This is a genomic window from Amycolatopsis palatopharyngis, assembly GCF_003385185.1.
Lineage (GTDB): Bacteria > Actinomycetota > Actinomycetes > Mycobacteriales > Pseudonocardiaceae > Amycolatopsis > Amycolatopsis palatopharyngis.
The window spans coordinates 16123-38344 of sequence record NZ_PQHZ01000035.1; the positions used below are offsets into that span (position 1 = coordinate 16123).

Here is a 22222-nt window from a genome sequence, read left to right on the forward strand (position 1 = left end):
AGCGGGGCAGTGGCGCCCGGTCAACCCGCCAGATGCGCGGTGTCGTTGAACCGGCGCACGATCCAGGTGTCACCCGACACGACGATCTCCGAAACCGAGCCGTTGTCCGCACCGAGGAATGCGAACGGTTGCGACCCCGCCGCGAGTGCGAGGATCTGGCCGATCACGCCACCATGGGTGAACACGGCGACGCGCTCTCCGGGGTGGGTCTCGGCCAGATGCCGGACACCGGCGCGTACCCGTTCGGCGAAGGCAGCGGCCTCCTCCGCTCCGGGAATCAGATCCCAGCGCTGCTCGGTGCGCATGCGGTGGGCGATCGGGTGGTTCTCGGCCACGTGCTTGCGGAAGAGCCCACCTTCCCACTCGCCGAGGTGCACCTCCCGCAGGTTGGCCTCCACCTTGGGGACGAGGCCGAGCCTGCGGGCCAGTGGCTCGGCGGTCTGCACGGTCCGGCGCAACGTGGTCACGTAGACCGCGTCGATGCGCTCGGTGGCCAGTCGCGCTCCGACCCGCTGCGCCTGCTGCCTGCCCTGAGGTGCCAGATCCGGGTCCCCCTGGCCGTCGACCAGTGGGAAGGGCGCGCTCGCCCTGGCGGGGGCGGACTCACCGTGCCGGACGAGCAGGAACTCGGTGGCGCCGGGGGGAGGGCGGAACCGGGACTGCCGGTACTCGACCTCGTCGCCGGGGTTGTCCGAAGCAGCGGGCACGGTTTTCTGGTCAGGCGCAGTCACCCGATCAGGATATCGGTTGACGTGGGGCACGATCACTGCCGTGACGGACGCTTCGATCGTGCCAGGGCCGATGCTTATCGCCGTGCTGTGCGTGCTGCTCCTGCTCGCGACGGCGGTGGTGTGGCGAGGTTCGCTGGGGTCGGGGCCCGCCGTGCTCGTGGCTGGTGTGCGTGCGGCCGCCCAGCTCGCCGCGGTCTCGCTGGTCATCGCGGCGATCCTGCGGTCAGGCTGGTGGACGGCGGGATTCGTGCTGCTGATGTTCTCCGTCGCCGCGCTCACCTCGGCCCGCAGGATCGGTGCCGGCCGGGACGTTCTCTGGGTGGCCGCCACGATCGGTGCCGGTGTCCTGCCCGTGCTGACGCTGGTGCTGGCCAGTGGCGTGGTGCCGATACGGCCGATCGCCGTCGTGCCGATCGCGGGGATCGTCATCGGCGGGGCGATGTCGGCGACCTCGCAGGCCGCTCGCCGCGCGGTGGACGACCTGCGCGATCGTTACGGCGAGTACGAGGCGGGACTCGCGCTCGGCCTGCGGCAACGGCAGGCGGCACTGGAGATCTGCCGCCCCGCGGCGGGGCACGCGCTGATCCCGGCGCTGGACCAGACGCGGACCGTGGGACTGGTCACCCTGCCCGGTGCCTTCGTCGGGATGCTGCTCGGCGGGGCGAGCCCGGTACAGGCCGGGATCACCCAGCTGCTCGTGCTGATCGGCCTGCTGGCCGCGGAGTCCGTGTCCGTGCTGGTGGCCGTGCACCTGGTCGCAGCGCGCCGGTTGCACGCCCAATGGCGCCCCGCGCACTGATCCAGCGGTACGGGAATGTGTTGGACGCGCTGACCCGGCGGCGGCAGAGTGAGGCGATGCGTGACGAGACCTGGCTGGGCCCCGCCATCGATATCCGGCCCCTCCTGCCCGAGTTGCACAACGCGCTGCTCGTGCTGCTTCGCGGGCTGCGGGCAGAGGACTGGGGACGGCCTACAGCGTGTCCGGGTTGGACAGTCCACGATGTCGCCGCGCACGTGCTGGCCGACCACGTGGGCAGGCTGTCGATTCACCGGGACCAGTTCCAGCCACTGGCACCGGACGCCGGCGAGGCGTTTCCCGCGTTCATCCACCGCATCAACGACGAGTGGGTGGTCGCCGCACGCAGGATCAGCCCGCCGCTGTTGATCGATCTGCTGTCCAGCACGGGGACGCAGATGATCCAGCACTGGAACGACACGGATATGACAACGCTCGGCTGGCCGGTCAGCTGGGCCGGGCCGGAACCGGCACCGGTGTGGCTGGACGCCGCGAGAGACTTCACCGAGTACTGGACACACCATCAGCAGCTCGCTGAGGCCCTCGACCGGCAGGGGCTGACCGTGGCCGATTTCCTCGGTCCCGTGCTCGACACCTTCATGCGTGCGCTGCCCCATACTCTGCGCGAGGTCGAAGCGCGGGCAGGAGCGGCCGTCGAGTTCGTCGTGCCCGGCCCCGCGGGCGGCACGTGGATCTGCGCTCGAACCGATCGCGGTTGGGCACTCAGCACCCGTGCGGGGTCACAACCGGCCGCCACCGTCGAGCTGGATGCCGACACGACGTGGCGCCTGTGCACCCGTGGGATCACACCCGAACAGGCGAGAGCACGCGCGACCGTCCACGGTGACGAGAAACTGGCCGGCGCCGCGCTCGGGATCGTGTCCATCATCCACTGAGGACATTCCTCAGTGGGGGGCGCGGATCGTCAGGTGCTGGCGATGAGCGGCTCGACGGCGAGTTCGGGATGCAACCTGCGCATCACACCCAGTGCGGTCTGGTCGGTGAAGAGCGCGAGCAGGGCGCCGTCACCGCGCTGGAGTACTTCACCACGACGGCTGGAGTCGATCAGGTTGCGCTGGTCTGGCTCGGTCAGCCTGCGCACGATCGAGTAAGGCATCCGGTCGAGGCTGACCGCGGTGCCGAACTCGGCTTCGAGGCGGTGTGCCGCGACCTCGAACTGCATGGGCCCGACCGCGGCGAACACCGGTGTGGCGTCACCGCGACGGTCCGAACGCAGGATCTGCACGACCCCTTCGGACTCGAGCTGGTCCACGCCCTTGCGGAACTGTTTCGCGCGGCTGAGGTCTTTCGGCCGGGCGACCGCGAAGTGCGCGGGCGCGAAACTGGGCAGCCCGGGGAACTTCACCGCGGGCTTTCCGTCGTGCAGGGTGTCGCCGACGCGCAACGCCGTGGCGTTGACCAGGCCGATGACATCACCAGGGTAGGCCTCTTCCACAGTGGAGCGTTCCTGGCCGAACACCTGCTGCACGTACTTCGTGGCGAACGGCCGGCCCGTGGTCGCGTTGGTGACCGTCATCCCGCGTTCGAACCGGCCCGAGCAGACGCGGGCGAAGGCCACCTGGTCTCGGTGCGCGCGGTCCATTCCGGTCTGCACCTTGAACACGAACGCCGAGAACGGGCTGTCCAGATCCCGGGTGTCACCGTTCACATCGGTGCGCGGCGTCGGACGGGGGGCGAGCTCCACCAACAGGTCGAGCAGGTGCCGGACGCCGAAGTTGAGCATGGCGGAGCCGAACAGCACGGGAGTCGCGGAGGCGTCGAGGAAGCGGTCGTAGGCGAATTCGCCGCCACTGGCGGCCAGCAACTCGTACTCTTCCTTCGCCGCGGTCCAGTCCGCGCCCTCCTCGACCTCGGCGCGGTCGGGGGACATCCGGTGTTCGGGGGCGACGGTGGCGCCTCCGGCGGTGCGGTCGTAGCGCACCATCTCGTCCGTGCGCGCGTCCAGGACGCCGCGGAAGTGCCCGGCGATACCCACCGGCCAGGTCAGTGGCATCGGCTGGAGGTTGATCCGTTCGGTGAGTTCGTCGCAGAGGTCGAGGGCCTCCCGGCCAGGGCGGTCCCACTTGTTGATGAAGGTGATCACCGGAATGCCCCGGTAGCGGCAGACGTCGAAGAGCTTCAGCGTCTGCGGTTCGAGGCCCTTGGCCGCGTCGAGGAGCATGACGGCCGAGTCGACGGCGGCCAGTACTCGGTAGGTGTCCTCGGAGAAGTCGGCGTGGCCAGGAGTGTCGAGCAGGTTGATCACGTTGTCGCCGTACGCGAACTGCAGGGTCGCCGAGGTGATGGAGATGCCACGGGTGCGCTCCATCTCCAGCCAGTCGGAGGTCACTCCGCGACGGTTGCCCTTGCCGTGCACCGCGCCCGCGGAGGTGAGTACCTGCGCGTGCAGGGCGAGCGCTTCGGTGAGCGTCGACTTTCCCGCGTCGGGATGGCTGATCACCGCGAATGTGCGCCGCCTGCCTGCCTCGTCCACGATGTCATGCGTGGATAGGGTGGCACCGCTCGGCGTCATCGTCCGGCTCCCTCGAGATGTTCGACGGCCCCGCTGTTCGAGGCGCTCCCGCACGTCACCGTAGTGTGCTCGGCACCGTCGCCGTGGGGTGGCCACGGTTGTGGCACGGTGGAGGCGGGGAAAGGAGCGACGGGCGTGGGCCAGCACATGCAGATCGGCGAGGTCGCCGAGCGTACCGGTCTCTCGCTGCGCACGATCAGGTACTACGAGGAGGTCGGTCTCGTGGTCCCGAGTGCGCGCAGCCAGGGCGGGTTCCGGCTGTACACCGAGCCCGACGTCACCCGGCTCGGGCTGGTCAAGCGGATGAAGCCGCTCGGATTCCAGCTCGACGAGATGGGGGAGTTGCTCGCTGTGCTCGACCCGGACTCGGGAACCGGGGAGATCTCACCGGGCAGGCTGCGAGAGTTCGCCGAGACCGCCGAGCAGCGCTGCGCGGAACTACGAGCGAAGCTGAGCAATGCCGAGCAGTTCGCCGAACTCCTGCGCGCCCGGCTCGCCGCCTCGGCACCACAGTGACCCTGTCCCTGGCTTGACGTCCGGCAGCCCTCGGCTATATTAAACCGAACGGTTAATTAGCTAGGTGGTTGACTGAAATGGCGACTGATCAGCTCAGCAGCACGTTCGCGGCACTGGCCGACCCCACGCGCCGGGCGATTCTGGCACGGCTGGCGAGCGGGGAAGCGACGGTGACGGAACTGGCCGCGCCGTTCACGATGAGCCTGCCCGCGATCTCGAAGCATCTCAAGGTGCTGGAGCGGGCAGGGCTCATCGCGCGTGGGCGGGACGCGCAGTGGCGGCCGTGCAGGCTGGACGCGGGACCGATGGCGGGTGCGGCGGACTGGCTGGAGAGCTACCGCAGCTTCTGGGGAGACGGATTCGATCGGCTGGACGACCACCTGCGCGAGATCCAGGAGGGAACGCGCTGATGATGGGCGACGTCGATCCGGACCGGACACTGGTGATCGAGCGCGTGTTCGCCGCGCCCCGCCGGCTCGTGTTCCGCGCGTGGACAGACCCGGAGCAGCTGGCGCGATGGTGGGGACCGACGGGCTTCACGGCTGAGTCTGTGACGGCCAACGTGACCGAGGGCGGCCGATGGCGGACGTGTATCCGGTCGGCTGCGGACGGCGTCGAATACTGGGCGCAGGGTGTGTACCGGGAGATCGTCGAGCCCGAACGGCTGGTGTTCACCTTCGCCTGGGACGCCGGCGATGGCACGCCTGGCAACGAAACCCTGGTAACCGTGACCTTCACCGAGGAGGAAGGTAAGACCACAATGGACTTCCGTCAGGCCGGCCTGACGTCCGAGGAGGATCGCGACTCCCACCACAGCGGCTGGTCGGAGTGTTTCGACGACCTCACCGCCTACCTCTCCCGGGCTCGGCGCTGACCGGCCTGCGCGAGTTCGGGAGGGTCAGGACGTCGTCCTGTGCTTCCTGCTGCGCACCAGGTTCCCTTCCTGGTCGTACACGTGCCACTCGCCGACCTTCTTGCCGTCGACGTAGTCACCTGCGTCGTACACCTCGCCGTTCGGGTGATACCGCGTCCAGGGCCCGTGCTGTCTGCCATTGCGAAAGGCGCCCACCTGGAGCAGGTGGCCGTTCTCGCGATACCACTCCCACGGCCCGGTGAGTTCACCGTTCGCGTAACTCCCCGAGGCCTTCAGCCGCCCGTTGCGGAAGTAGAACTTCCAGGGCCCGGTCTTCTCGTTCTCGGTGTACTCGCCGGCGCCGGAGAGCTTTCCGTCGCGAAAGGTCTCCTCCCACGGCCCGGTTCTCCTGCCCTGGTCGTCGAGCCGGTTCTTCTCGGTCGGCATACGGCCTGCACCTCCGGGCGGGAGAGTACCGGCGATCCGCCTCCACAGAGCCGGAATCTGCGGGATCATCGGCGCACACAGTTCTGACGTGCTCCAGGAGGCAGCCCATGCACCACGTCATCCGTAAGGTTCACCCGCCGGAGGGGCCACGGAGCGCTCAGTTCGAGGGAGCCTCCTACGGTGCCGGAATCAGCTTCTTCCTGGTCGACAACGAGCCGGGTCAGGGGCCGGATCCGCATCGTCACCCGTACGCGGAGACGTGGATCGTACGGTCGGGCCACGGGGTGTTCGTCGCCGACGGCAAGGAGACCGACGCGGGCCCTGGCGACATCGTGGTGGTCGGGCCCAACACGACGCACAGCTTTCGCAACCTCGGCCCTGGCCGTCTCGAACTCGTGTGCATCCACGCCGCCGACAGGATGGTCACCGAGTGGATGCGCGACTAGGCCTCCGGATGATCGACAGCGTGTAGCTTTGGTACATGCCCAGTGACTTCGCGCTGAAGACCATGAACGCCATCCACCGCGGTCTGCTGAAGGTCACGGGTGGCCGAGCTGGGTGGAAGGTCGCGAACATGCCCGTGTTGGAACTGACCACCACGGGCCGTAAGACCGGACGTCCCCGTTCGGTGATGCTGACCTCGCCGGTCCGCGAAGGCGACGCTCTGGTGGTCGTCGCATCCCGCGGCGGCGACGACCAGCATCCCGCATGGTTCCTCAACCTCAGGGACAACCCCGACGTCGAGGTGGCTGTGCAGGGCCGGCCCGGGCAGCGGATGAAGGCCAGGGTCGCGACCGCGGACGAGCGGGAGCGCTTGTGGCCACGCATCACCGCCGACTACAAGAACTACGCCGACTACCAGACCAAGACCAGCAGGGAGATCCCGCTCGTCCTGCTCGAACCGACAGGCTGACGACGACGGGATGCGTTCTCCGAGGTCGGCGGGCTAAGAATTTGCTCGTTCCGGGGTACCACGGGCTACCTCTTACGGAGCTGCCTGCCGTCCTGCCCACGGGCTTGCTCCGTGTCGCCCACGGCAGACAAGCCCGCCGGTGCGCGCGGCCTGCTGGTCATAGCGAGCAGGGCGGTTGCGCCGACCTGGCAGGCCATTGACACCATACGCAGCTCGCGGATGTCACGGAGCACGGGGAACCCTGCCCAGTCGGTCACGTCGTGGCCGTAGGGCGTCGGGCTGCTCACCCTGGCAGCGCCGGGGATGCCTGGTGCGCCTCGGCTCGTGCGGGCAGTCACCGAGCGGTATATGGGGGCCGTGACGCCTCCCGGAACTACCAACTGACGCCCGGGAGCTGCCAAGTCAAGCCCCGGAACTGACAAGCCGGGTTACATGTCAGCAGCTCGGCGCTGTCGGGTGTGGCGCGATCTGCGAGTTCCGGGAAGCGCGTTTTGCAGGTTAGCGTTTCCGCGTTCTGTGGTTTAGCGGCTGTGGCTGTGACGGGTCTGCTACAGCGCAACGCGGCACTTAGAGTGACCGAACTGCTTTCCTCCTTCCGTGTCATGCTGTTGGGCTGGGCGCGACCGCATCTGGGCAGTTCCCGTCTCCGCGCTATGGCGATCGGACTGCTGACAACGTCGTGTTCGGCGCGGGTGCCTGGGCTCCGGGTAGGGCGACAAGTGCGTCTGCGGCTTCGGGCAGCTCGCCGAATACGCGCGGGCGAGCAGGACGTGGAGCCGGAACCGTTGGAGTGTGCGAGCAAGTAGGGCTCTGTGCGTTCGCGATCCGCGGCAAGTCGCCGCTGCTGCCTGCGGTTCTGCGCCGAGGCGTGGCTAGTCCCGCTCGGCACCGTCCGGCCACACCACCGTGACCGGCAGGCCACGTTCGCGGGCGGCGTCCACCACGTCGGCAGTGCCGCCGTGCCCACCGGAGGGGCCGCCATCCCACACAGCGATTATCGCGTCCACTGTGCCCAGAACGTGCTCCGAGGCGGCCATGTATGCCTCGCGATTGGACTCGGTGAACGGCATGGTGTGCACGATCGCGGCCGTGCTGATCAGGGCGTCGAAGTCGGCCGCGTTGCCCGGCTTGACCTTTCGCTCGCGGTAGTCGGCGGCGGGTAGCACGACCTCGACGGCGCCGCCGAGGGCGAGCACGACGCGGGCGAACACCTGGTCGGCACCGCGCGCCAGGCACGTCACGCCGACCAGTCCCGACGCCGGGTGCTCTGCTAGCACCGCGCGGATGCCATCGGCAACCAGGGGCACGGTGTCGGCGGTCAGGTTCGAGTGACCGGTGATTCCGATGCGGGGCAACGGGTGTTCCTCTCTGTCTACGCTGCGAACAGATCGGCGATGGCTTCGCGGGCCTCACGTACGACGGGTGTCCTGGCGAACGGGGCCGCCTCTTCGTGGAAGTCGCGCAGCTTGACACCGACGCGGCCAGACGCCCAGTTTCCGGCCAACGGCACCGCCTTGCCGATCAGCTCGGCGGCTCGATCCGGCTCACGGGTAATGAGATGCGTGCGTGCGAGTCCGATTAGGTCGAAGGCGCGGTTGCGGGCGCGGCTGGGGTGGCGCAACGCGAGCGCGCGGCCGATGTAGTCCTGCGCGGTGCGCGCGTGCTGGGCGTCGAAACGGGCGAGGTCGCGGTAGCGGGCGCCGATCACACCGGCCAGCTCGGCGTCGTCCAGGCTGCGCGCGGTGGGCGTGCCCGCGTCGGCGTCACGAACGCCTTCCGCGTGGTGGTCCTCGGCGAGGCCAACGGCGCGGCGGAAGGCACGGGCGTCACCGTGGCATGCATAGGCCCACGCCTCGCGGGTGGCGAGCACGGCCCGCAGACGCGGGGTGGCACTGCGCCGGGTGCCGTACTGGGCGAGTTGGGTCATTTCCAGCCCGTCGGCGGGCCGTCCGAGGTCGTAGCACTGCCGTGCTAGGGCGGCGAGCGCTACTGCGGCGAGGTTGTCGTCACCGGCGGCGTGCGCGAGTTGGGCGGCCAGCGTGTAGTAGCGCTGCGCGGGGGCGTGCTCGGCAGCGTCCCACGCCATCGAGGCGGCGATCTCGGCTAGCTCCGCGCCGAGCCGGAACGCGCGCAGCGTCTCGGGCGTGCCCTGCGGGGCGTGTCGTAGGTGTTCGGTGTGCGCGCCGAGCTGAGCGACCACGGCTGCGCGGGACAGCGCGCTACTGCGCGAGCGCCACACGCGTAGCTCGCCGACAAGCTGCGCAGTGGCCTCCAGCTCGGGCGGGGTGAACGCGCTGCCGCCGTATATCGGGTCGGCGGCCACCGGCCACAGCAGCGGCCGGAGTTCGGCAGCGAGCGTATGCCCGGCCAGGAGCGCGGTCCCTGCCAGCACGGTGCGACGTGTAGGCGGCATGAGGTCATGCTGAGTCATCGCGGTGGCGCGCTGGATCAGGGCCCCGGTCCGCCAACTACCGGGTGTCTCGGCGGACGGGGGTAGCGGAGCCGTCTTGGCGCGCCGGGGCGGCACGAAGCCGAGGGCAGTGTCGTCGGCTGCGCCGAGCACATACCGCAGACCGGAGCGATAGGCGGCGCCGGGCCAACGAGCCACACCGCGCTCCAACTTGGCGAGGTAGTGCGCGTCCAGCTCATAGCGTTTGCCGGTGTTCTCCCACAGCCACGCGTTGACGGCCTCGGCTACCTCGGCGCGGCTGGCGTAGTCGCCAGGCACGCACGCCGAAGGCAGGCGCTCGCGAGCGGCGCGCAGCAGGTGGTTTGGTTCCGGCACAGTCCCTCCCAGACTGTGCGCATTGTAGTCGGACTGACGCGTCGCGTCATTCGTCGCCAAGGAACTGCCCCGGGTTTCCCCGCGACGCCCCTACCGGTCCCGCTCGCTGGCGTCCCCTGACGCTGCGATCGCCGCGACGCTCGACCCATGAGCGCAAACTTGCTGGCCTTGTTGCTGATCGGCACCGTCGCCTCCGGCACCCTGCTCTCCCCGCTGGCCGCGAGCTGGTGGCACGACAGTGTCACAGCGGCCCTGCTGCGCGCCCAGCTCCGCCGTTCCATCAAGCCCCCGGCAGGTGCGCCGCGACCCTCGACGCCGCGTGCCTGCCGGGCTCCGACTCGCAGGCCAAGCCGGTGACCGCGACCAACAGCGCGATCGCGGCGTTTCCTGAGTTGCAGCGCCTTGTGGACCTGCGTGAGGCAGGCTGGTCGTTCCTGCCGGTCACCGACGACGACGGCGAACTGACCGAGTTACGTGGCGTACGCGCGTGGCCCGGCGGATTCGCCGACGCGCTGCGGGTGGTGTACACGACGGACGCTGCTGGGTTGCGCGTCGACCACATGGGCTGCGTGGTGTGGCAGCGCGAGGGCGGGCTGGCCGAGGTGGTGGATGGGCTGCTCACATTGCCTGGACCGGAGACGGTTGGCGCGCCTCGGCTCGTACTCGGACGGTCGCCGAGTGGGATCTGGGTGCCGTGACGCGAAATGGCGTCGAGGTGGCCGAGCTGCGGCATGTTTCGCGCAGGCGTCGGCTGACCGCCGAGGAACTGGTCCAGCGCCACCGAGGCTTGCCGCGTGTCGAAATGCTCCAGATGCGGCACGAAGCTGATGAGTTCTTCGGCACCGAGGACCGGGTGGACGCCGACGACGTGTGGGTGCGAGGTCGTGGCTGAGCGACCTCGTGTACCGGAACCCACCGCGAGCACGCTGGCCGAGTTGCATCAGGGGGACGATGGCCAAGGATGCCGCTGTTCGCGCGCCGCGTACGGAGGAACTCGGTGCGGCTATCGCCGACTTCGCGCCGCTGGATGGGCTGCTCACACTGTCCGTTCCGGCGAAGCTCGGGGCTGCCTCGGCCGGTGTGCGGGCGTGCTCCAGCGGCGTTTGGGGGCCGTGACGCCGCCGGAACTGCAAACTCGAGCCCCGAATCTGCCAACTCGGGCCCGGGATCTGCGAAGTCGGGTTACCAGCCGCGATCGCGCCATTCGGTGATCTTGGGGCGTTCGGCGCCGAGGGTGGAGTCGTCGCCGTGGCCTGGGTAGAACCAGGTGTCGTCCGGGAGCTCGGCGAAGATCCGCTGCTCGACGTCGTCGACGAGGGTGGCGAATTCCTCCGGGCTGGTTGTCTTGCCCACCCCGCCGGGGAACAGGGAGTCGCCGGTGAACAGGTGCGGGTGCCCGTTGGGGTCGCGGTAGAGCAGCGCGATCGAGCCGGGTGTGTGGCCGCGCAGGTGGATCACCTCGAGGGTGATGTCACCCACGGTCAGGGTGTCGCCCTGCTCCACGAGGTGGTCCGGCGGGATCGGCAGCGGCTCCGCGTCGGCGGGATGGGCCGCCGTGTACGACCCGTTCGCACCCGCGACCGCGCCCAGCGCCTGCCAGTGGTCGGGGTGCTGGTGCGTCGTCACGACCAGCCGCAGGGCGGGCCGGTCCGGACCGTGCCCGATCAGGTCGGAAATCCGTTCTGGATCGGCCGCGGCGTCGATCAGCAGTGCCTCGTTGCTGGTGCGGCAGGTGAGCAGGTACGCGTTGTTGTCCATCGGGCCGACCGACAGCTTGGTGATCGTCAGCGCGTCAAGCGTGCGTCGCGCTGCGTCCCCGCCGGGCTCGACATGACCGGTGTACTCCTCTACGACGTTCACGTCGCCCAGGCTAGCCAAGCCTCGCCGCGAGCGTGAGCCGCCGCACCCGTTCGCCATCCACCGCGTGTGCCACGTACTCTCGTAGGTGCCGCTGATGTACTGGGATGTACTGGGTGAGCAGGCCCTATGGCCCCACCGCGATCCGGCGCTCGCGTTTTTGTCGGTGGTCGGTCCTAGCATCTCGGCTGCCGACACGTCGGCGCTCCAAGAACCAGTGAAGGGACCCCTCGGGTGGCTGATCGCCTCGTAGTTCGCGGCGCCCGCGAACACAACCTCCGCGGCGTCGACATAGACCTGCCCCGCGACAGCATGATCGTGTTCACCGGACTCTCGGGTTCGGGCAAGTCGAGCCTGGCGTTCGACACGATCTTCGCGGAGGGGCAGCGTCGCTACGTGGAGTCACTCTCCGCGTACGCTAGGCAGTTCCTCGGGCAGATGGACAAGCCCGACGTCGACTTCATCGAAGGCCTTTCGCCCGCGGTCTCGATCGACCAGAAGTCCACCTCGCGCAACCCGCGCTCCACAGTGGGCACCATCACCGAGGTCTACGACTACCTGCGCCTGCTCTACGCCCGCGCGGGCAAGGCGCACTGCCCCAAGTGCGGGGAGCGGATCAGCAAGCAGACGCCCCAGCAGATCGTTGACCAGGTACTCGACATGGAGGCGGGCATCCGCTTCCAGGTCCTCGCGCCGGTCATCCGCGGCCGCAAGGGCGAGTACGTGGATCTATTCGCCAACCTCCAGCAGCAGGGTTACTCCCGTGCGGTGGTGGACGGCACCGTCTACCCGCTGACCGAGCCGCCGAAGCTGAAGAAGCAGGAGAAGCACCAGATCAGCGTGGTCATCGACCGGCTGTCGGTGAAATCGAGTTCGAAGCAGCGGCTCACCGACTCGGTGGAGACCGCGCTGCGTCTCGCCGACGGCCTGGTGGAGCTGGACTTCGTCGATCTGCCGGACAACGATCCGCATCGTGTTCGGGGCTTCTCCGAGAACCTGGCCTGCCCGAACGGGCACGCGCTGGCCGTCGAGGACCTGGAGCCGCGCTCCTTCTCGTTCAACTCGCCCTACGGTGCCTGCCCCGACTGCTCGGGAATCGGCATCCGTAAGGAGGTCGACCCCGAACTGGTCGTCCCCGACGACGAGGAAACCCTCGAGGGCGGGGCCATCGCGCCCTGGTCCGGCGGGCAGAGCGCGGAGTACTTCCAGCGACTGCTGGAGTCGCTGTCCGAGGCCATCGGGTTCCGGATGGACACCCCCTGGCGCAGGCTGCCCGCGAAGGTGCAGAAGGCCGTGTTGCACGGTGTCGACGAGCAGGTGCACGTCCGCTACCGCAACCGCTACGGCCGCCAGCGCTCGTACTACGCGAACTTCGAGGGCGTCATCCCGTTCCTGGAGCGCCGCCAGGAGCAGACCGAGTCCGAGCAGATGCGCGAGCGCTACGAGGGCTACATGCGCGAGGTGCCCTGCCCGAGCTGTCAGGGCACGCGGCTCAAGCCGGAGATCCTCGCGGTCACGCTGGAGCACGAGACCCGCGGTGACCGCTCGATCGCCGAGGTCTGCGCGCTGTCGATCGCGGAGGCATCGCAGTTCCTCGACGAGCTGGTTCTCGGCAAGCGAGAGTCGATCATCGCCGGGGCCGTCCTGAAGGAGATCCAGGCCAGGCTGCGCTTCCTGCTCGACGTCGGCCTCGACTACCTGTCCCTCGACCGGCCGGCGGGCACCCTCTCCGGTGGCGAGGCGCAGCGCATCCGGCTCGCCACCCAGATCGGCTCCGGTCTCGTCGGTGTGCTCTACGTGCTGGACGAGCCCTCGATCGGCCTGCACCAGCGGGACAACCACCGGTTGATCGAGACGCTCTCGAGGCTGCGAAACCTGGGCAACACCCTGATCGTGGTCGAACACGACGAGGACACGATCCGGGCCAGTGACTGGGTGGTCGACATCGGGCCGGGTGCGGGCGAGCACGGCGGCAAGATCGTGCACAGCGGATCGTTCCAGAAGCTGCTGCGCAACAAGGAGTCCCTCACCGGGGCGTACCTCTCCCGGCGGGAGGTCATCCCGCTGCCGGCGATCCGCAGGCCCGTGGACAAGAAGCGGCAGCTGACCGTGGTCGGTGCCCGCGAGCACAACCTGCGCGGGCTGGACGTCTCCTTCCCGCTCGGCTGCCTGGTCTCCGTCACCGGAGTGTCCGGTTCGGGAAAGTCCACTCTGGTCAACGACATCCTGGCCACCGTGCTGGCGAACAAGCTCAACGGCGCCAGGCAGGTGCCCGGCAGGCACACCCGCATCCGCGGCCTCGACCAGGTGGACAAGCTGGTCCGCGTGGACCAGTCGCCGATCGGGCGCACCCCGCGATCCAACCCGGCCACCTACACCGGAGTGTGGGACCACGTACGCAAGCTGTTCGCGTCCACGACCGAGGCGAAGGTGCGCGGTTACCAGCCGGGCCGCTTCTCGTTCAACGTCAAGGGCGGTCGCTGCGAGGCGTGCGCGGGTGACGGCACGATCAAGATCGAGATGAACTTCCTGCCCGACGTCTACGTCCCTTGTGAGGTCTGCAAGGGCGCCCGGTACAACCGGGAGACGCTGGAGGTGCACTACAAGGGCAAGACCGTCGCCGAGGTCCTCGACATGCCGATCGAGGAAGCTGCCAAGTTCTTCGAACCGATCAAGGCGATTCACCGGCATCTGCAGACGCTCGTCGACGTCGGCCTCGGCTACGTGCGTCTCGGGCAGCCTGCGCCGACCCTCTCCGGTGGCGAGGCGCAGCGAGTGAAGCTCGCGAGCGAGTTGCAGAAGCGGTCCACGGGCAAGACCGTCTACGTACTGGACGAGCCGACCACCGGGCTGCACTTCGAGGACATCCGTAAGCTGCTCGGTGTGATCAACGGCTTGGTGGACAAGGGGAACACGGTGCTCGTGATCGAGCACAACCTCGACGTGATCAAGACGTCCGACTGGATCGTGGACATGGGGCCCGAGGGCGGTTCCGGCGGTGGCACTGTGGTCGCCGAAGGCACTCCGGAGGACGTCGCGGAGGTGCAGGCCAGCTATACCGGTCAGTTCCTCAAGCCGATCCTCGGCTGAGCGGGTGCGTACGCCGATCCGGCAGGCCATGGGGCCCCGCGACTATCGATTTCGTTCGGTCTGGTCGATCGAGGCTCCGCTGCCGACGGTGTTCGGTGTCCTCGTCGACCTCGGCGGCTACCCCGACTGGTGGGCGGACGTCCGCGACGTTCATGAGATCGACGAGGACACCGCCGAGCTCACCTGCCGGGCCACCCTGCCCTACACGATCGTGCTGCGGATGGTCCGGATCGAGGAGAACGCGGACGCCGGACGGCTCAGGGTCCGGCTGTCCGGTGACCTCGACGGTGAGCTCCGCTGCAGCCTGAGCCGGGTGCCCGGAGGCACCCGGCTCGACATCGGGCAGGTGGTGTGTGTCCGCAAGCCACTGCTGCGTGCGCTGTCGCCGCTGGCCCGGCCGGTCCTGCGGGCCAACCATGCGCTGATGATGCGGCACGGGCAGCGCGGCTTGCGGGCACACGTCCGCTGAGCGGGGTCAGGCCAGCACGGCCTCCTTCTGCCGCTCCGGCTCCGCTTCGGTGTCCTTCGGTTCGTGCGAGTCGACCAGCGTGGCCTCGTTGAACGGGTCCCGTCCGGCGAACACCTCGCGGGCCTGCGACCTGTCGAACTCCTTCGTCCACGAGCCGATGAGCACCGTGGCCACCGCGTTGCCCGCGAAGTTGGTCAGTGCCCGTGCCTCGGACATGAACCGGTCGATACCGAGAATGAACCCGACCCCGTCCACCAGTTCCGGCCGGTGGGATTGCAGTCCGCCGGCGAGGGTCGCGATACCCGCGCCGCTGACCCCGGCCGCGCCCTTGGACGCGATGATCATGAACACCAGCAGGGAGATCTGCTCACCGAGCGGCAGTGGGCTGCCCTGGGCGGTGGCGATGAACAGGGTCGCCATCGTCAGGTAGATGGCGGTGCCGTCCAGGTTGAACGAGTACCCGGTGGGGACCGTGATGCCGACCACCGGCCGGCTGACCCCGAGGTGCTCCATCTTCGCGATCAGCCTCGGCAGCGCGGACTCCGACGACGAGGTCGAGACGATCAGCAGGAACTCCCGGCCGAGGTAGCGCAGCAGGCTGAACAGATTGATGCGCGCACCGAACCAGAGCACCGATCCGAGCACCACGAAGATGAACAACAGGCAGGTGGCGTAGAAGCCGAGCATGATCACCGCGAGGCTGCGCAGTGCGTCCCATCCTGTCTCGCCGACGACGGCGGCGATAGCGCCGAACGCGCCGACCGGTGCGACCCACATGATCATCGCCAGGATGCGGAAGACCAGCCGCTGGATGTGCTCGATGCCGCGCAGGATCGGCTTACCCGCCGGGCCCAGCTTCTGCAGGGCGAACCCGGCCAGCAGCGCGACCAGCAGCGTCTGCAGCACCGAACCCGCGGTGAAGGCCGAAACCAGCGTCTCCGGGATGATCCCGAGCAGGAAGTCGACCGTGCCTTCCGAACCGGTGGCCTGCTCCTGCACCTTGGCGGCGGCCGCGGGGTCGAGGTTGAGGCCCTCGCCGGGATGCAGGATGTTGCCGACGACGAGACCGATGGTCAGCGCGAAGGTCGACATGACAAGGAAGTAGCCCAGGGCGAGCAGGCCTACCTTGCCGACCTTGGCCGCCTTGGCGACCGAGCCGATGCCGAGAACGATCGTGCAGAAGATGATCGGGCTGATCATCATCTTGATGAGGCTGACGAAACCGGAGCCGAGCGGTTTGAGTTCGGCGGCGAAGTCGGGGGCCGCGAATCCGACGATGATGCCCAGCAGCACCGCGGCGACCACCGCGATATACAGGTAGTGCATGCGGTCGCGTGGTTTGCGGACCGGGCCTGCCGTTGCCGGTGTCGGCGTTGTCGGCGGTGTGGGCACCGTTGCCTCCTCGAGTTGCGGACGCCGTCGTGGCGTGTGTTCGAGGTGACTATCCGCATCGATATGACCCGGGTCACGGTTGTGTTCATTGTGTAGACGAGAACGTGCACCGTCCGGCCGCTCTGAGCCGCCACGGATGTGGTCCTATGAGGACGTGCCCAACCGACCGTGGAGCCTCGCCCGGCAGCTGCTCGTGTTGCAGGCCGTGCTGGTACTCGTCCTGGTCGGCGCCGGGGTTCTGCTCGCCTACCTCGACGCGGACAGGGCCACGCAGGACCGTGCGAGTCAGGAGGTCACAGCGGTCGCCGCGACCGTCGCCGACTCGCCGAGCGTGCGCGCCGCCGTAGCGACCGCTGACCCCAGCAGGGAACTCCAGCCGTTCGCTGAACGGGTGCGCGCCGACACCGGGGTCGACTTCATCACGATCATGGCGCCGGACGGAACCCGTTACAGCCATCCGAACCCGGACCGGATAGGACAGCGATTCATCGGCAACACCGGGGCAGCGCTGCGGGGCCGCATGCTGACCGAGACCTACACCGGCACGCTCGGCCCGTCGATCCGTGCGGTGGCACCGGTGTTCGACGCCGACCGCGACCAGGTGGTGGCGCTGGTCGCGGTCGGGATCACCGTCAGCGCGCTCTCAGCCGAACTCGCCGAGCGGCTGCCCCCGCTGCTGATCGTCGCGGGCGCGGTACTTCTCGTCGGACTGTTCGGCAGCTACCTGGTCAGTGCGCGCCTGCGCCGCCAGACTCGTGGGGTAGCTCCTGCCGAGCTGTCCGGGATGTTCGAGTACTACTCGGCGATTCTGCACTCGGTACGGGAAGGACTGGTGCTCATCGGCAGGGACGGGCGTGTGGTGCTGTGCAACGACGCCGCGCGCGAACTGCTCGACCTGCACGGCCCCGTACGCGATCTCCCCGCGGCGGAACTCGGACTGGCCCCAGAACTGGCCGGCGCGTTCACCTCGGCCGAGCCGAGGACGGACGAGATCCATGTGACCGGAACCCGTGTCCTCGTCGTCAACACCGCTCCGGTGCGTTCCGGCGACCGCGCCATGGGCACAGTGGTCACCTTGCGCGACCACACCGAACTGCAGAGCCTGACCGGTGAGCTGGACACCATGCGTGGGTTCGCCGAATCCCTGCGGTCGCAGGCCCACGAGGCAGCGAACCGGTTGCACGCCGTGGTGTCACTGGTCGAGATCGGACGCATCGACAGGGCGCTGGAGTTCGCCACCGCCGAACTGGCTTCGGCACAGCAGCTCACCGATCGCGTCATGGGTTCGGTGTCCGAGCCGGTGCTGGCCGCGCTGCTGCTGGGCAAGTCCGCCGAGGCGGACGAGCGCGGTGTCGACCTCGTGCTCACCGAGGACACCGCCACGCAGGACACCCGGGCAGGTGGTAGCGAACCGGACACCGGGATCGACCCGCGGGATCTGGTCACCATCCTCGGGAACCTGATCGACAACGCCCTCGATGCCGCGGTGCAGGGGGTGGCCGGGGCACCGAGCGGCCCACGGGTGACGGTGACCGTGCGCACCGAGCCGGACCAGATGTTCCTCCGGGTCGCCGACACCGGACCTGGCGTGGACGCCGAAGCGGCGAAGGAGATGTTCCGTAAGGGCTGGTCCACGAAACCCGCGGGCGGGCCGATGGGCCGTGGTCTCGGACTGGCGCTCGTGGGCCAGGCGGTCCGGCGCTATGGCGGCACAATCGATGTCGGCCAGGAGGATGGGGCCGTGTTCATCGTGCGGCTGCCCGTGGCGGCCCGGCGGAAGGACGACCGATGATCAGCGTGCTCGTCGTGGAGGACGATCCGGTGGCGGCCGAGGCGCACCGGCTCTACGTGGAGCGGATCGCCGGGTTCACCGTCGCCGGCGTCGTGCACGGCGGTGGTGAGGCGGTGCGATTCTGTGAGCGGCGCAGGGTGGACCTGGTCCTGCTCGACTTCTACCTGCCCGATACACACGGGCTCGCCGTCTGCCAGGCACTGCGCGCGGCAGGTGTCGCCGCCGACGTGATCGCGGTGACCTCGGCCCGCGACCTCGCGATGGTGCGCGCGGCGGTCTCCGCCGGCGTGGTGCAGTACCTGCTCAAGCCCTTCACGTTCGCCTCGCTACGGGAGAAGCTGGAGCGCTACGCCCGGTTTCGCGATCAGGTCTCGGGGCCGGGGGAGGTGACCGGGCAGGCGGATGTGGACGGTGTGTTCGCCGAGTTGCGGACCGCCGACCACCGCACGCTGCCCAAGGGGATGAGCGGGGAGACCCTCGACGCGGTGACCTCGGCGCTGCACGCGGCGGCCGAGGACGGGCTGTCGGCGGCGGCAGCGGCGGAGTCGGTGGGCGCGTCGCGGGTGACCGCCCGCAGATATCTGGAGTACCTCGCCGACAACGGGCTGGCGCAGCGCAGACCGCACTACGGCCAGGTGGGACGGCCGGAGGTGCGCTACGTCCCGGTGACCTGACGCCTCAGTGCTCGTCACAGATCCCGGGGCCGGCCAGGCACCCCGGGCCGGGTCTGCCAGGGATGCGGACCGTCGAGCGGGCGGTACTCGACGCCGAGTGCGTCCAGCCGGGGCAGGTGGTGCTCCCGCAATCGGTGCAGGAACTCCGCGGGGTCGCGTTCTCCGTGGCTCCACACCACCTCCGCGAACGCGGCGAGGCGGGGGAACGCGGCATACTCGACCCTCCGCAGGGTGTCCAGATGCTCTGTCCACACCTGTGCCTGCGCCCCGAGTACCCGCCCCCTGTCGGCCTCGGGCAGTTCAGCGGACACGGGTTCGTAGCGGTAGACGTCGGTGACCGTGCGCAGGTAGCCGACCGGAATCGGCTCGCCGGGGTGGTCGGACTGGCGGTGATCCAGGTACACCCACTGTTCGGGGCACATGACGACGTCGTGCCCGGCGCGGGCCGCGCGCACCCCGGCCTCCTCGCCGCGCCAGGACGCGACCACCGCGGGCTTGGCGTGAGTGCCGCCCGCGTCGAGGATCTCGTCCCAGCCCAGTGCCCTGCGTCCCCGGGCGTGCAGGTGGGCGGCCATCCGTTCGAGGAACCAGCCGTGCAGCTCGTGCGGACCCGCCAGGCCCAGCGCCTCCGCCCTCGCCCGGCTGCGGGGGTCGTTCTCCCACCGCACTGTGGGCACCTCGTCCCCGCCGATGCCGATCACCTCGGAGGGGAAGATGTCCAGCACCGTGTCGAACACCGACCTGAAGAAGTCCACTGTGGACTCTTCGGTGTTGAGAACGTCCGCGCACACGCCCCAGGACGTCCAGACGTCCAGCTGGTCCCCGGGACGCACACCGAGTTCGGGATAGGCGGCCAGCGCTGCCCGCACGTGGCCGGGTACGTCGATCTCGGGCACGACGGTGATTCCCCTGCGGCCCGCGTAGGCGACGATCTCGCGCAGGTCGTCCACCGTGTAGAAGCCACCGTGCGGTCTGCCGTCCCGCTCGGGCCCGTCGTGCCTGCCCACCATCGACGCGGTGCGCCATGCGCCGACGCTGGTGAGCCTGGGGTAGCCGGGGATCTCGATGCGCCAGCCCTGATCGTCGGTGAGATGCAGGTGCAGGACGTTCAGCTTGTGCACGGCCAGCAGGTCGAGGAAACGCAGGACCTCGTACTTCGGCCGGAAGTGCCGCGCGACGTCGAGCAGGCACCCCCGCCAGGCGAAGCGGGGCCGGTCCTCGATCACGCCACAGGGCACCTCGTACGTGCTCGGTCCGCCCGCTGCCCGGAACGCCGAGAGGCCGATGAGCTGCCGCAGAGTCTGCCGGGCGTACTCCACCCCACCGGTGTCGGCGGCGTGAGCTCGTACCCCGTCCGGGGTGATCTCCAGCCGGTAGCCCTCGGCGGACAGGCTCTCGTCGATCTCGACCGGCAGGGTGTCCGCCGAGTCCAGGGACAGGGCGAGTTCGCCGGAGTCTGGCCTGATCGACAGGGGGCGGGGGAGTAGCGACTCGAACGCCGGCATAGCCCCGCCCTCAGCCCTTCACCGCACCGGCGAGGCCGGACACGAGCTTGCGCTGCACGAGTACGAAGAAGATCAGCACCGGAATGGTCATCAGTGTCGATCCTGCCATGATCGCGCCCCAGTCGTTCTCCTCCGGCTTGAAGAACACCAGGATCGCCTGCGGCAGCGTCTGGTTCTCGGTCTTGGAGATGATGAACGTCTTGGCGAAGAGGAAGTCGTTCCACGCGTGGATGAAGGCCAGCACACTCACCGCGACGAGGCCGGGCAGTACCAGCGGGAACAGGATCTGCCAGGTGAACCGGACGCGGCTCGCGCCGTCCAGCTTGGCGGCCTCCTCCAGATCCACCGGGACGGCGGCCACGAACCCGCGCAGCATCCAGATCGCCAGCGGCAGGTTGAACGCCAGATGCACCAGCACGAGCGAGCCCAGTTCGTTCAGCCCGAACGCGGGTGCGACGTCGCCGACCGAGCGCATCAGGAAGAACAGCGGGATCGTCAGCGCCTCCACCGGCACCATCTGCGCCACCAGCAGCATGATGAGCAGAACGACGCGGCCACGGAACCGGAACCGCGTCAACGCCACCGCGGCGAGGAAGGACATCAGTAGCGACAGGCCCACCACGACGACGGCCACCAGCACGCTGTTGGCGAAGTAGCGGGCGAACCCGGCCGCTCCGAGTACCCGCTCGAAGTTCTCCAGCGTCGGCGCGCGGGTCCACGGCCGGGGGTTCGCCGACTGGATCTCTCCCGCGGGTTTGAGCGCGGAGAGCACCATCCAGTACAGCGGGAACGCGACCACACCCGCGATCACTACGGCCACGATCTCGGCGACGAGCCTGCCTGGCTTACGCACCCCGCGCCGTACTGCGTGTGTCTTCCGGGCCACCATCACAGCTCCACACTTCGTCGCTGGGAACGTACGTACAACGTCGTGATCGACAGCAGGATCAGGGTCATCACCACGCCGATCGCGGCCCCGAGGCCATATTCCGCACCGGCGAACGCCTCCTGGTAGGCGTAGACGTTGAGGACGAGGTTGCGTCCAGCGACGCCGCCTCCGTTGGTCATGACGTAGATCTGGGTGAACACCTTGAAGTCCCAGATGATCGACTGGATCGTGGCGATCATCAGCAGTGGCCGCAGAATCGGCAGGACGACCGAGGTCGCGATCCGCGTCCAGGAGGCCCCGTCCAGCGCGGCCGCCTCCAGGACCTCCTCGGGCACGCCCTGAATTCCGGCGTACATCGTCACCATCACGAACGGGAACGAGCACCAGATCACCTCCAGCGCGACGAGGCCGAAGGCGCTGTAGGTGCCGAAGGTCCAGGAGTGACCCGCCATTGCGTTCAGGCCCAGTCCGACCAGCACCTCGTTGACCAGCCCGAAGTCGGAGTCGAATAGGAACAGCCAGATGTAGGAGCCCGCCATCGCCGGGGTCGCCCATGCCCCCAGAGCGGCCAGGAAGAGCAGCATCCGAGGCACGGCCCGCACCCTGCTGGCGAGCACGGCCAGTGAGGTCCCCACCGCGAGACTGCCGAGTACGCAGACCGCGGCGAACCCGATGGTCTTGGCGAGCACCTCCCAGAACTGAACGGCGCTGAGCAGCTGGGCGTAGTTGTCGAAGCCGATGAACACCAGAGGTGCGTTGCCCGCGGCCTCGGCCTGGCCGTAGTCGTAGAACGAGATCAGGACGAGCTGGTAGAGCGGGTAGGCCAGCAGGCCAAGCAGCAGGATTCCGGCAGGGGCCAGGTACAGGGCGGCGGTGCGACCGTCCCGGACTCCGCGTCGCCGACGCCGCGCGGAGGCCGGGACGGCCGTGGGGGCCTGTCGCTGGGCGGGCCGGGTCGACTGCGTGGTCATCGGCACGCG

The 22222-nt window shown here is 68.9% G+C and carries 26 protein-coding genes; 15 read left to right on the top strand and 11 right to left on the bottom strand.

Annotation, left to right across the window (positions count from 1 at the left end; genetic code table 11):
* Positions 1-20: 20 nt before the first annotated feature.
* On the bottom strand, positions 21-731 hold the full coding sequence (locus D0C15_RS23420) for a histidine phosphatase family protein (RefSeq protein WP_245976149.1): 711 nt from the start codon (positions 729-731) through the stop codon (positions 21-23).
* Positions 732-771: 40 nt separating this feature from the next.
* Between D0C15_RS23420 and D0C15_RS23425 the strand changes: the two genes are divergently transcribed.
* Complete coding sequence (locus D0C15_RS23425) at positions 772-1530, top strand: ABC transporter permease (protein WP_162830219.1); 759 nt, start codon at positions 772-774, stop codon at positions 1528-1530.
* Positions 1531-1586: 56 nt separating this feature from the next.
* On the top strand, positions 1587-2423 hold the full coding sequence (locus tag D0C15_RS23430; RefSeq protein WP_116049445.1) for a maleylpyruvate isomerase family mycothiol-dependent enzyme: 837 nt from the start codon (positions 1587-1589) through the stop codon (positions 2421-2423).
* Between the two features lie 29 nt (positions 2424-2452).
* Here the strand turns inward: D0C15_RS23430 and D0C15_RS23435 are convergent, their stop codons facing one another.
* On the bottom strand, positions 2453-4060 hold the full coding sequence (locus D0C15_RS23435) for a peptide chain release factor 3 (protein ID WP_116049350.1): 1608 nt from the start codon (positions 4058-4060) through the stop codon (positions 2453-2455).
* Between the two features lie 147 nt (positions 4061-4207).
* On the opposite strand from D0C15_RS23435, the gene D0C15_RS23440 reads away from it, so the two are divergent.
* The 3 genes from D0C15_RS23440 to D0C15_RS23450 all read left to right on the top strand — a co-directional run bounded on the left by D0C15_RS23440 (position 4208) and on the right by D0C15_RS23450 (position 5450).
* Positions 4208-4576, top strand: a complete 369-nt coding sequence (locus D0C15_RS23440) for a MerR family transcriptional regulator (protein ID WP_116049446.1) — start codon at positions 4208-4210, stop codon at positions 4574-4576.
* A 77-nt stretch (positions 4577-4653) separates the two neighbouring features.
* Positions 4654-4986, top strand: a complete 333-nt coding sequence (locus D0C15_RS23445; protein WP_116049352.1) for an ArsR/SmtB family transcription factor — start codon at positions 4654-4656, stop codon at positions 4984-4986.
* Positions 4986-5450: an SRPBCC family protein gene (locus D0C15_RS23450; protein ID WP_245976150.1), complete on the top strand. Its 465-nt coding sequence runs from the start codon at positions 4986-4988 to the stop codon at positions 5448-5450. Before D0C15_RS23445 ends, D0C15_RS23450 begins: the two co-directional genes overlap by 1 nt.
* Positions 5451-5474: 24 nt before the next feature.
* Here D0C15_RS23450 and D0C15_RS23455 read toward each other — a convergent pair whose 3' ends face one another.
* Positions 5475-5876 (bottom strand): toxin-antitoxin system YwqK family antitoxin, encoded by a 402-nt coding sequence (locus D0C15_RS23455; protein ID WP_162830220.1) that lies wholly within the window; start codon positions 5874-5876, stop codon positions 5475-5477.
* 107 nt (positions 5877-5983) lie between these two features.
* Between D0C15_RS23455 and D0C15_RS23460 the strand changes: the two genes are divergently transcribed.
* Together D0C15_RS23460 and D0C15_RS23465 are read left to right on the top strand one after the other, a co-directional pair.
* Entirely contained in the window at positions 5984-6322 is a 339-nt protein-coding gene (locus D0C15_RS23460; RefSeq protein ID WP_116049359.1) for a cupin domain-containing protein, read from the top strand.
* Between the two features lie 35 nt (positions 6323-6357).
* On the top strand, positions 6358-6789 hold the full coding sequence (locus D0C15_RS23465) for a nitroreductase family deazaflavin-dependent oxidoreductase (protein ID WP_116049361.1): 432 nt from the start codon (positions 6358-6360) through the stop codon (positions 6787-6789).
* Positions 6790-6854: 65 nt separating this feature from the next.
* Here the strand turns inward: D0C15_RS23465 and D0C15_RS23470 are convergent, their stop codons facing one another.
* The 3 genes from D0C15_RS23470 to D0C15_RS23480 form a co-directional block, all read right to left on the bottom strand.
* Positions 6855-7076 (bottom strand): hypothetical protein, encoded by a 222-nt coding sequence (locus D0C15_RS23470; protein ID WP_116049363.1) that lies wholly within the window; start codon positions 7074-7076, stop codon positions 6855-6857.
* 585 nt (positions 7077-7661) lie between these two features.
* Complete coding sequence (locus tag D0C15_RS23475) at positions 7662-8144, bottom strand: hypothetical protein (RefSeq protein ID WP_116049365.1); 483 nt, start codon at positions 8142-8144, stop codon at positions 7662-7664.
* A 17-nt stretch (positions 8145-8161) separates the two neighbouring features.
* Positions 8162-9574, bottom strand: a complete 1413-nt coding sequence (locus D0C15_RS23480) for an NsdA family TPR-like regulatory protein (protein WP_245976151.1) — start codon at positions 9572-9574, stop codon at positions 8162-8164.
* Positions 9575-9721: 147 nt separating this feature from the next.
* Between D0C15_RS23480 and D0C15_RS34260 the strand changes: the two genes are divergently transcribed.
* The 4 genes from D0C15_RS34260 to D0C15_RS35165 are packed head-to-tail and all read left to right on the top strand — an operon-like array spanning position 9722 to position 10690.
* A complete protein-coding gene (locus D0C15_RS34260) occupies positions 9722-9931 on the top strand; it encodes a hypothetical protein (RefSeq protein WP_162830221.1) in 210 nt (69 codons plus the stop codon).
* Complete coding sequence (locus D0C15_RS23485; RefSeq protein WP_116049368.1) at positions 9928-10272, top strand: hypothetical protein; 345 nt, start codon at positions 9928-9930, stop codon at positions 10270-10272. Before D0C15_RS34260 ends, D0C15_RS23485 begins: the two co-directional genes overlap by 4 nt.
* Positions 10269-10466, top strand: coding sequence for a PhdYeFM domain-containing protein (locus D0C15_RS23490; protein ID WP_245976152.1), 198 nt, complete (start codon positions 10269-10271; stop codon positions 10464-10466). The genes D0C15_RS23485 and D0C15_RS23490 overlap by 4 nt, the downstream gene beginning before the upstream one ends.
* A gap of 59 nt (positions 10467-10525) precedes the next feature.
* Positions 10526-10690 carry a hypothetical protein gene (locus tag D0C15_RS35165; protein WP_245976153.1) on the top strand — a complete coding sequence of 55 codons (165 nt, stop codon included), beginning with the start codon at positions 10526-10528 and terminating at the stop codon, positions 10688-10690.
* 66 nt (positions 10691-10756) lie between these two features.
* Here D0C15_RS35165 and D0C15_RS23500 read toward each other — a convergent pair whose 3' ends face one another.
* Positions 10757-11434, bottom strand: coding sequence for an MBL fold metallo-hydrolase (locus D0C15_RS23500; RefSeq protein WP_116049370.1), 678 nt, complete (start codon positions 11432-11434; stop codon positions 10757-10759).
* Positions 11435-11665: 231 nt separating this feature from the next.
* On the opposite strand from D0C15_RS23500, the gene uvrA reads away from it, so the two are divergent.
* Both uvrA and D0C15_RS23510 read left to right on the top strand, forming a co-directional pair.
* Positions 11666-14521: an excinuclease ABC subunit UvrA gene (uvrA, locus tag D0C15_RS23505; protein ID WP_116049373.1), complete on the top strand. Its 2856-nt coding sequence runs from the start codon at positions 11666-11668 to the stop codon at positions 14519-14521.
* A gap of 28 nt (positions 14522-14549) precedes the next feature.
* Entirely contained in the window at positions 14550-14990 is a 441-nt protein-coding gene (locus tag D0C15_RS23510; RefSeq protein WP_116049375.1) for an SRPBCC family protein, read from the top strand.
* A gap of 6 nt (positions 14991-14996) precedes the next feature.
* On the opposite strand, the gene D0C15_RS23515 is transcribed toward D0C15_RS23510, so the two are convergent.
* A complete protein-coding gene (locus D0C15_RS23515) occupies positions 14997-16316 on the bottom strand; it encodes a cation:dicarboxylate symporter family transporter (RefSeq protein ID WP_116049377.1) in 1320 nt (439 codons plus the stop codon).
* Positions 16317-16518: 202 nt separating this feature from the next.
* Between D0C15_RS23515 and D0C15_RS23520 the strand changes: the two genes are divergently transcribed.
* Both D0C15_RS23520 and D0C15_RS23525 read left to right on the top strand, forming a co-directional pair.
* Positions 16519-18174 (top strand): ATP-binding protein, encoded by a 1656-nt coding sequence (locus tag D0C15_RS23520; protein ID WP_116049380.1) that lies wholly within the window; start codon positions 16519-16521, stop codon positions 18172-18174.
* The gene (locus tag D0C15_RS23525) at positions 18171-18848 is read left to right on the top strand and encodes a response regulator (RefSeq protein WP_116049382.1); all 678 of its coding nucleotides are present in this window, start codon (positions 18171-18173) and stop codon (positions 18846-18848) included. The genes D0C15_RS23520 and D0C15_RS23525 overlap by 4 nt, the downstream gene beginning before the upstream one ends.
* A 14-nt stretch (positions 18849-18862) precedes the next feature.
* On the opposite strand, the gene D0C15_RS23530 is transcribed toward D0C15_RS23525, so the two are convergent.
* From D0C15_RS23530 to D0C15_RS23540, 3 genes are read right to left on the bottom strand one after another with little or no spacing between them, the layout of a single operon-like run.
* Positions 18863-20353 (bottom strand): beta-N-acetylhexosaminidase, encoded by a 1491-nt coding sequence (locus tag D0C15_RS23530; RefSeq protein WP_116049385.1) that lies wholly within the window; start codon positions 20351-20353, stop codon positions 18863-18865.
* 10 nt (positions 20354-20363) lie between these two features.
* On the bottom strand, positions 20364-21242 hold the full coding sequence (locus tag D0C15_RS23535; RefSeq protein WP_116049387.1) for a carbohydrate ABC transporter permease: 879 nt from the start codon (positions 21240-21242) through the stop codon (positions 20364-20366).
* Positions 21242-22213 carry a carbohydrate ABC transporter permease gene (locus tag D0C15_RS23540; RefSeq protein WP_116049389.1) on the bottom strand — a complete coding sequence of 324 codons (972 nt, stop codon included), beginning with the start codon at positions 22211-22213 and terminating at the stop codon, positions 21242-21244. Before D0C15_RS23540 ends, D0C15_RS23535 begins: the two co-directional genes overlap by 1 nt.
* Between the last annotated feature and the right edge of the window lie 9 nt (positions 22214-22222).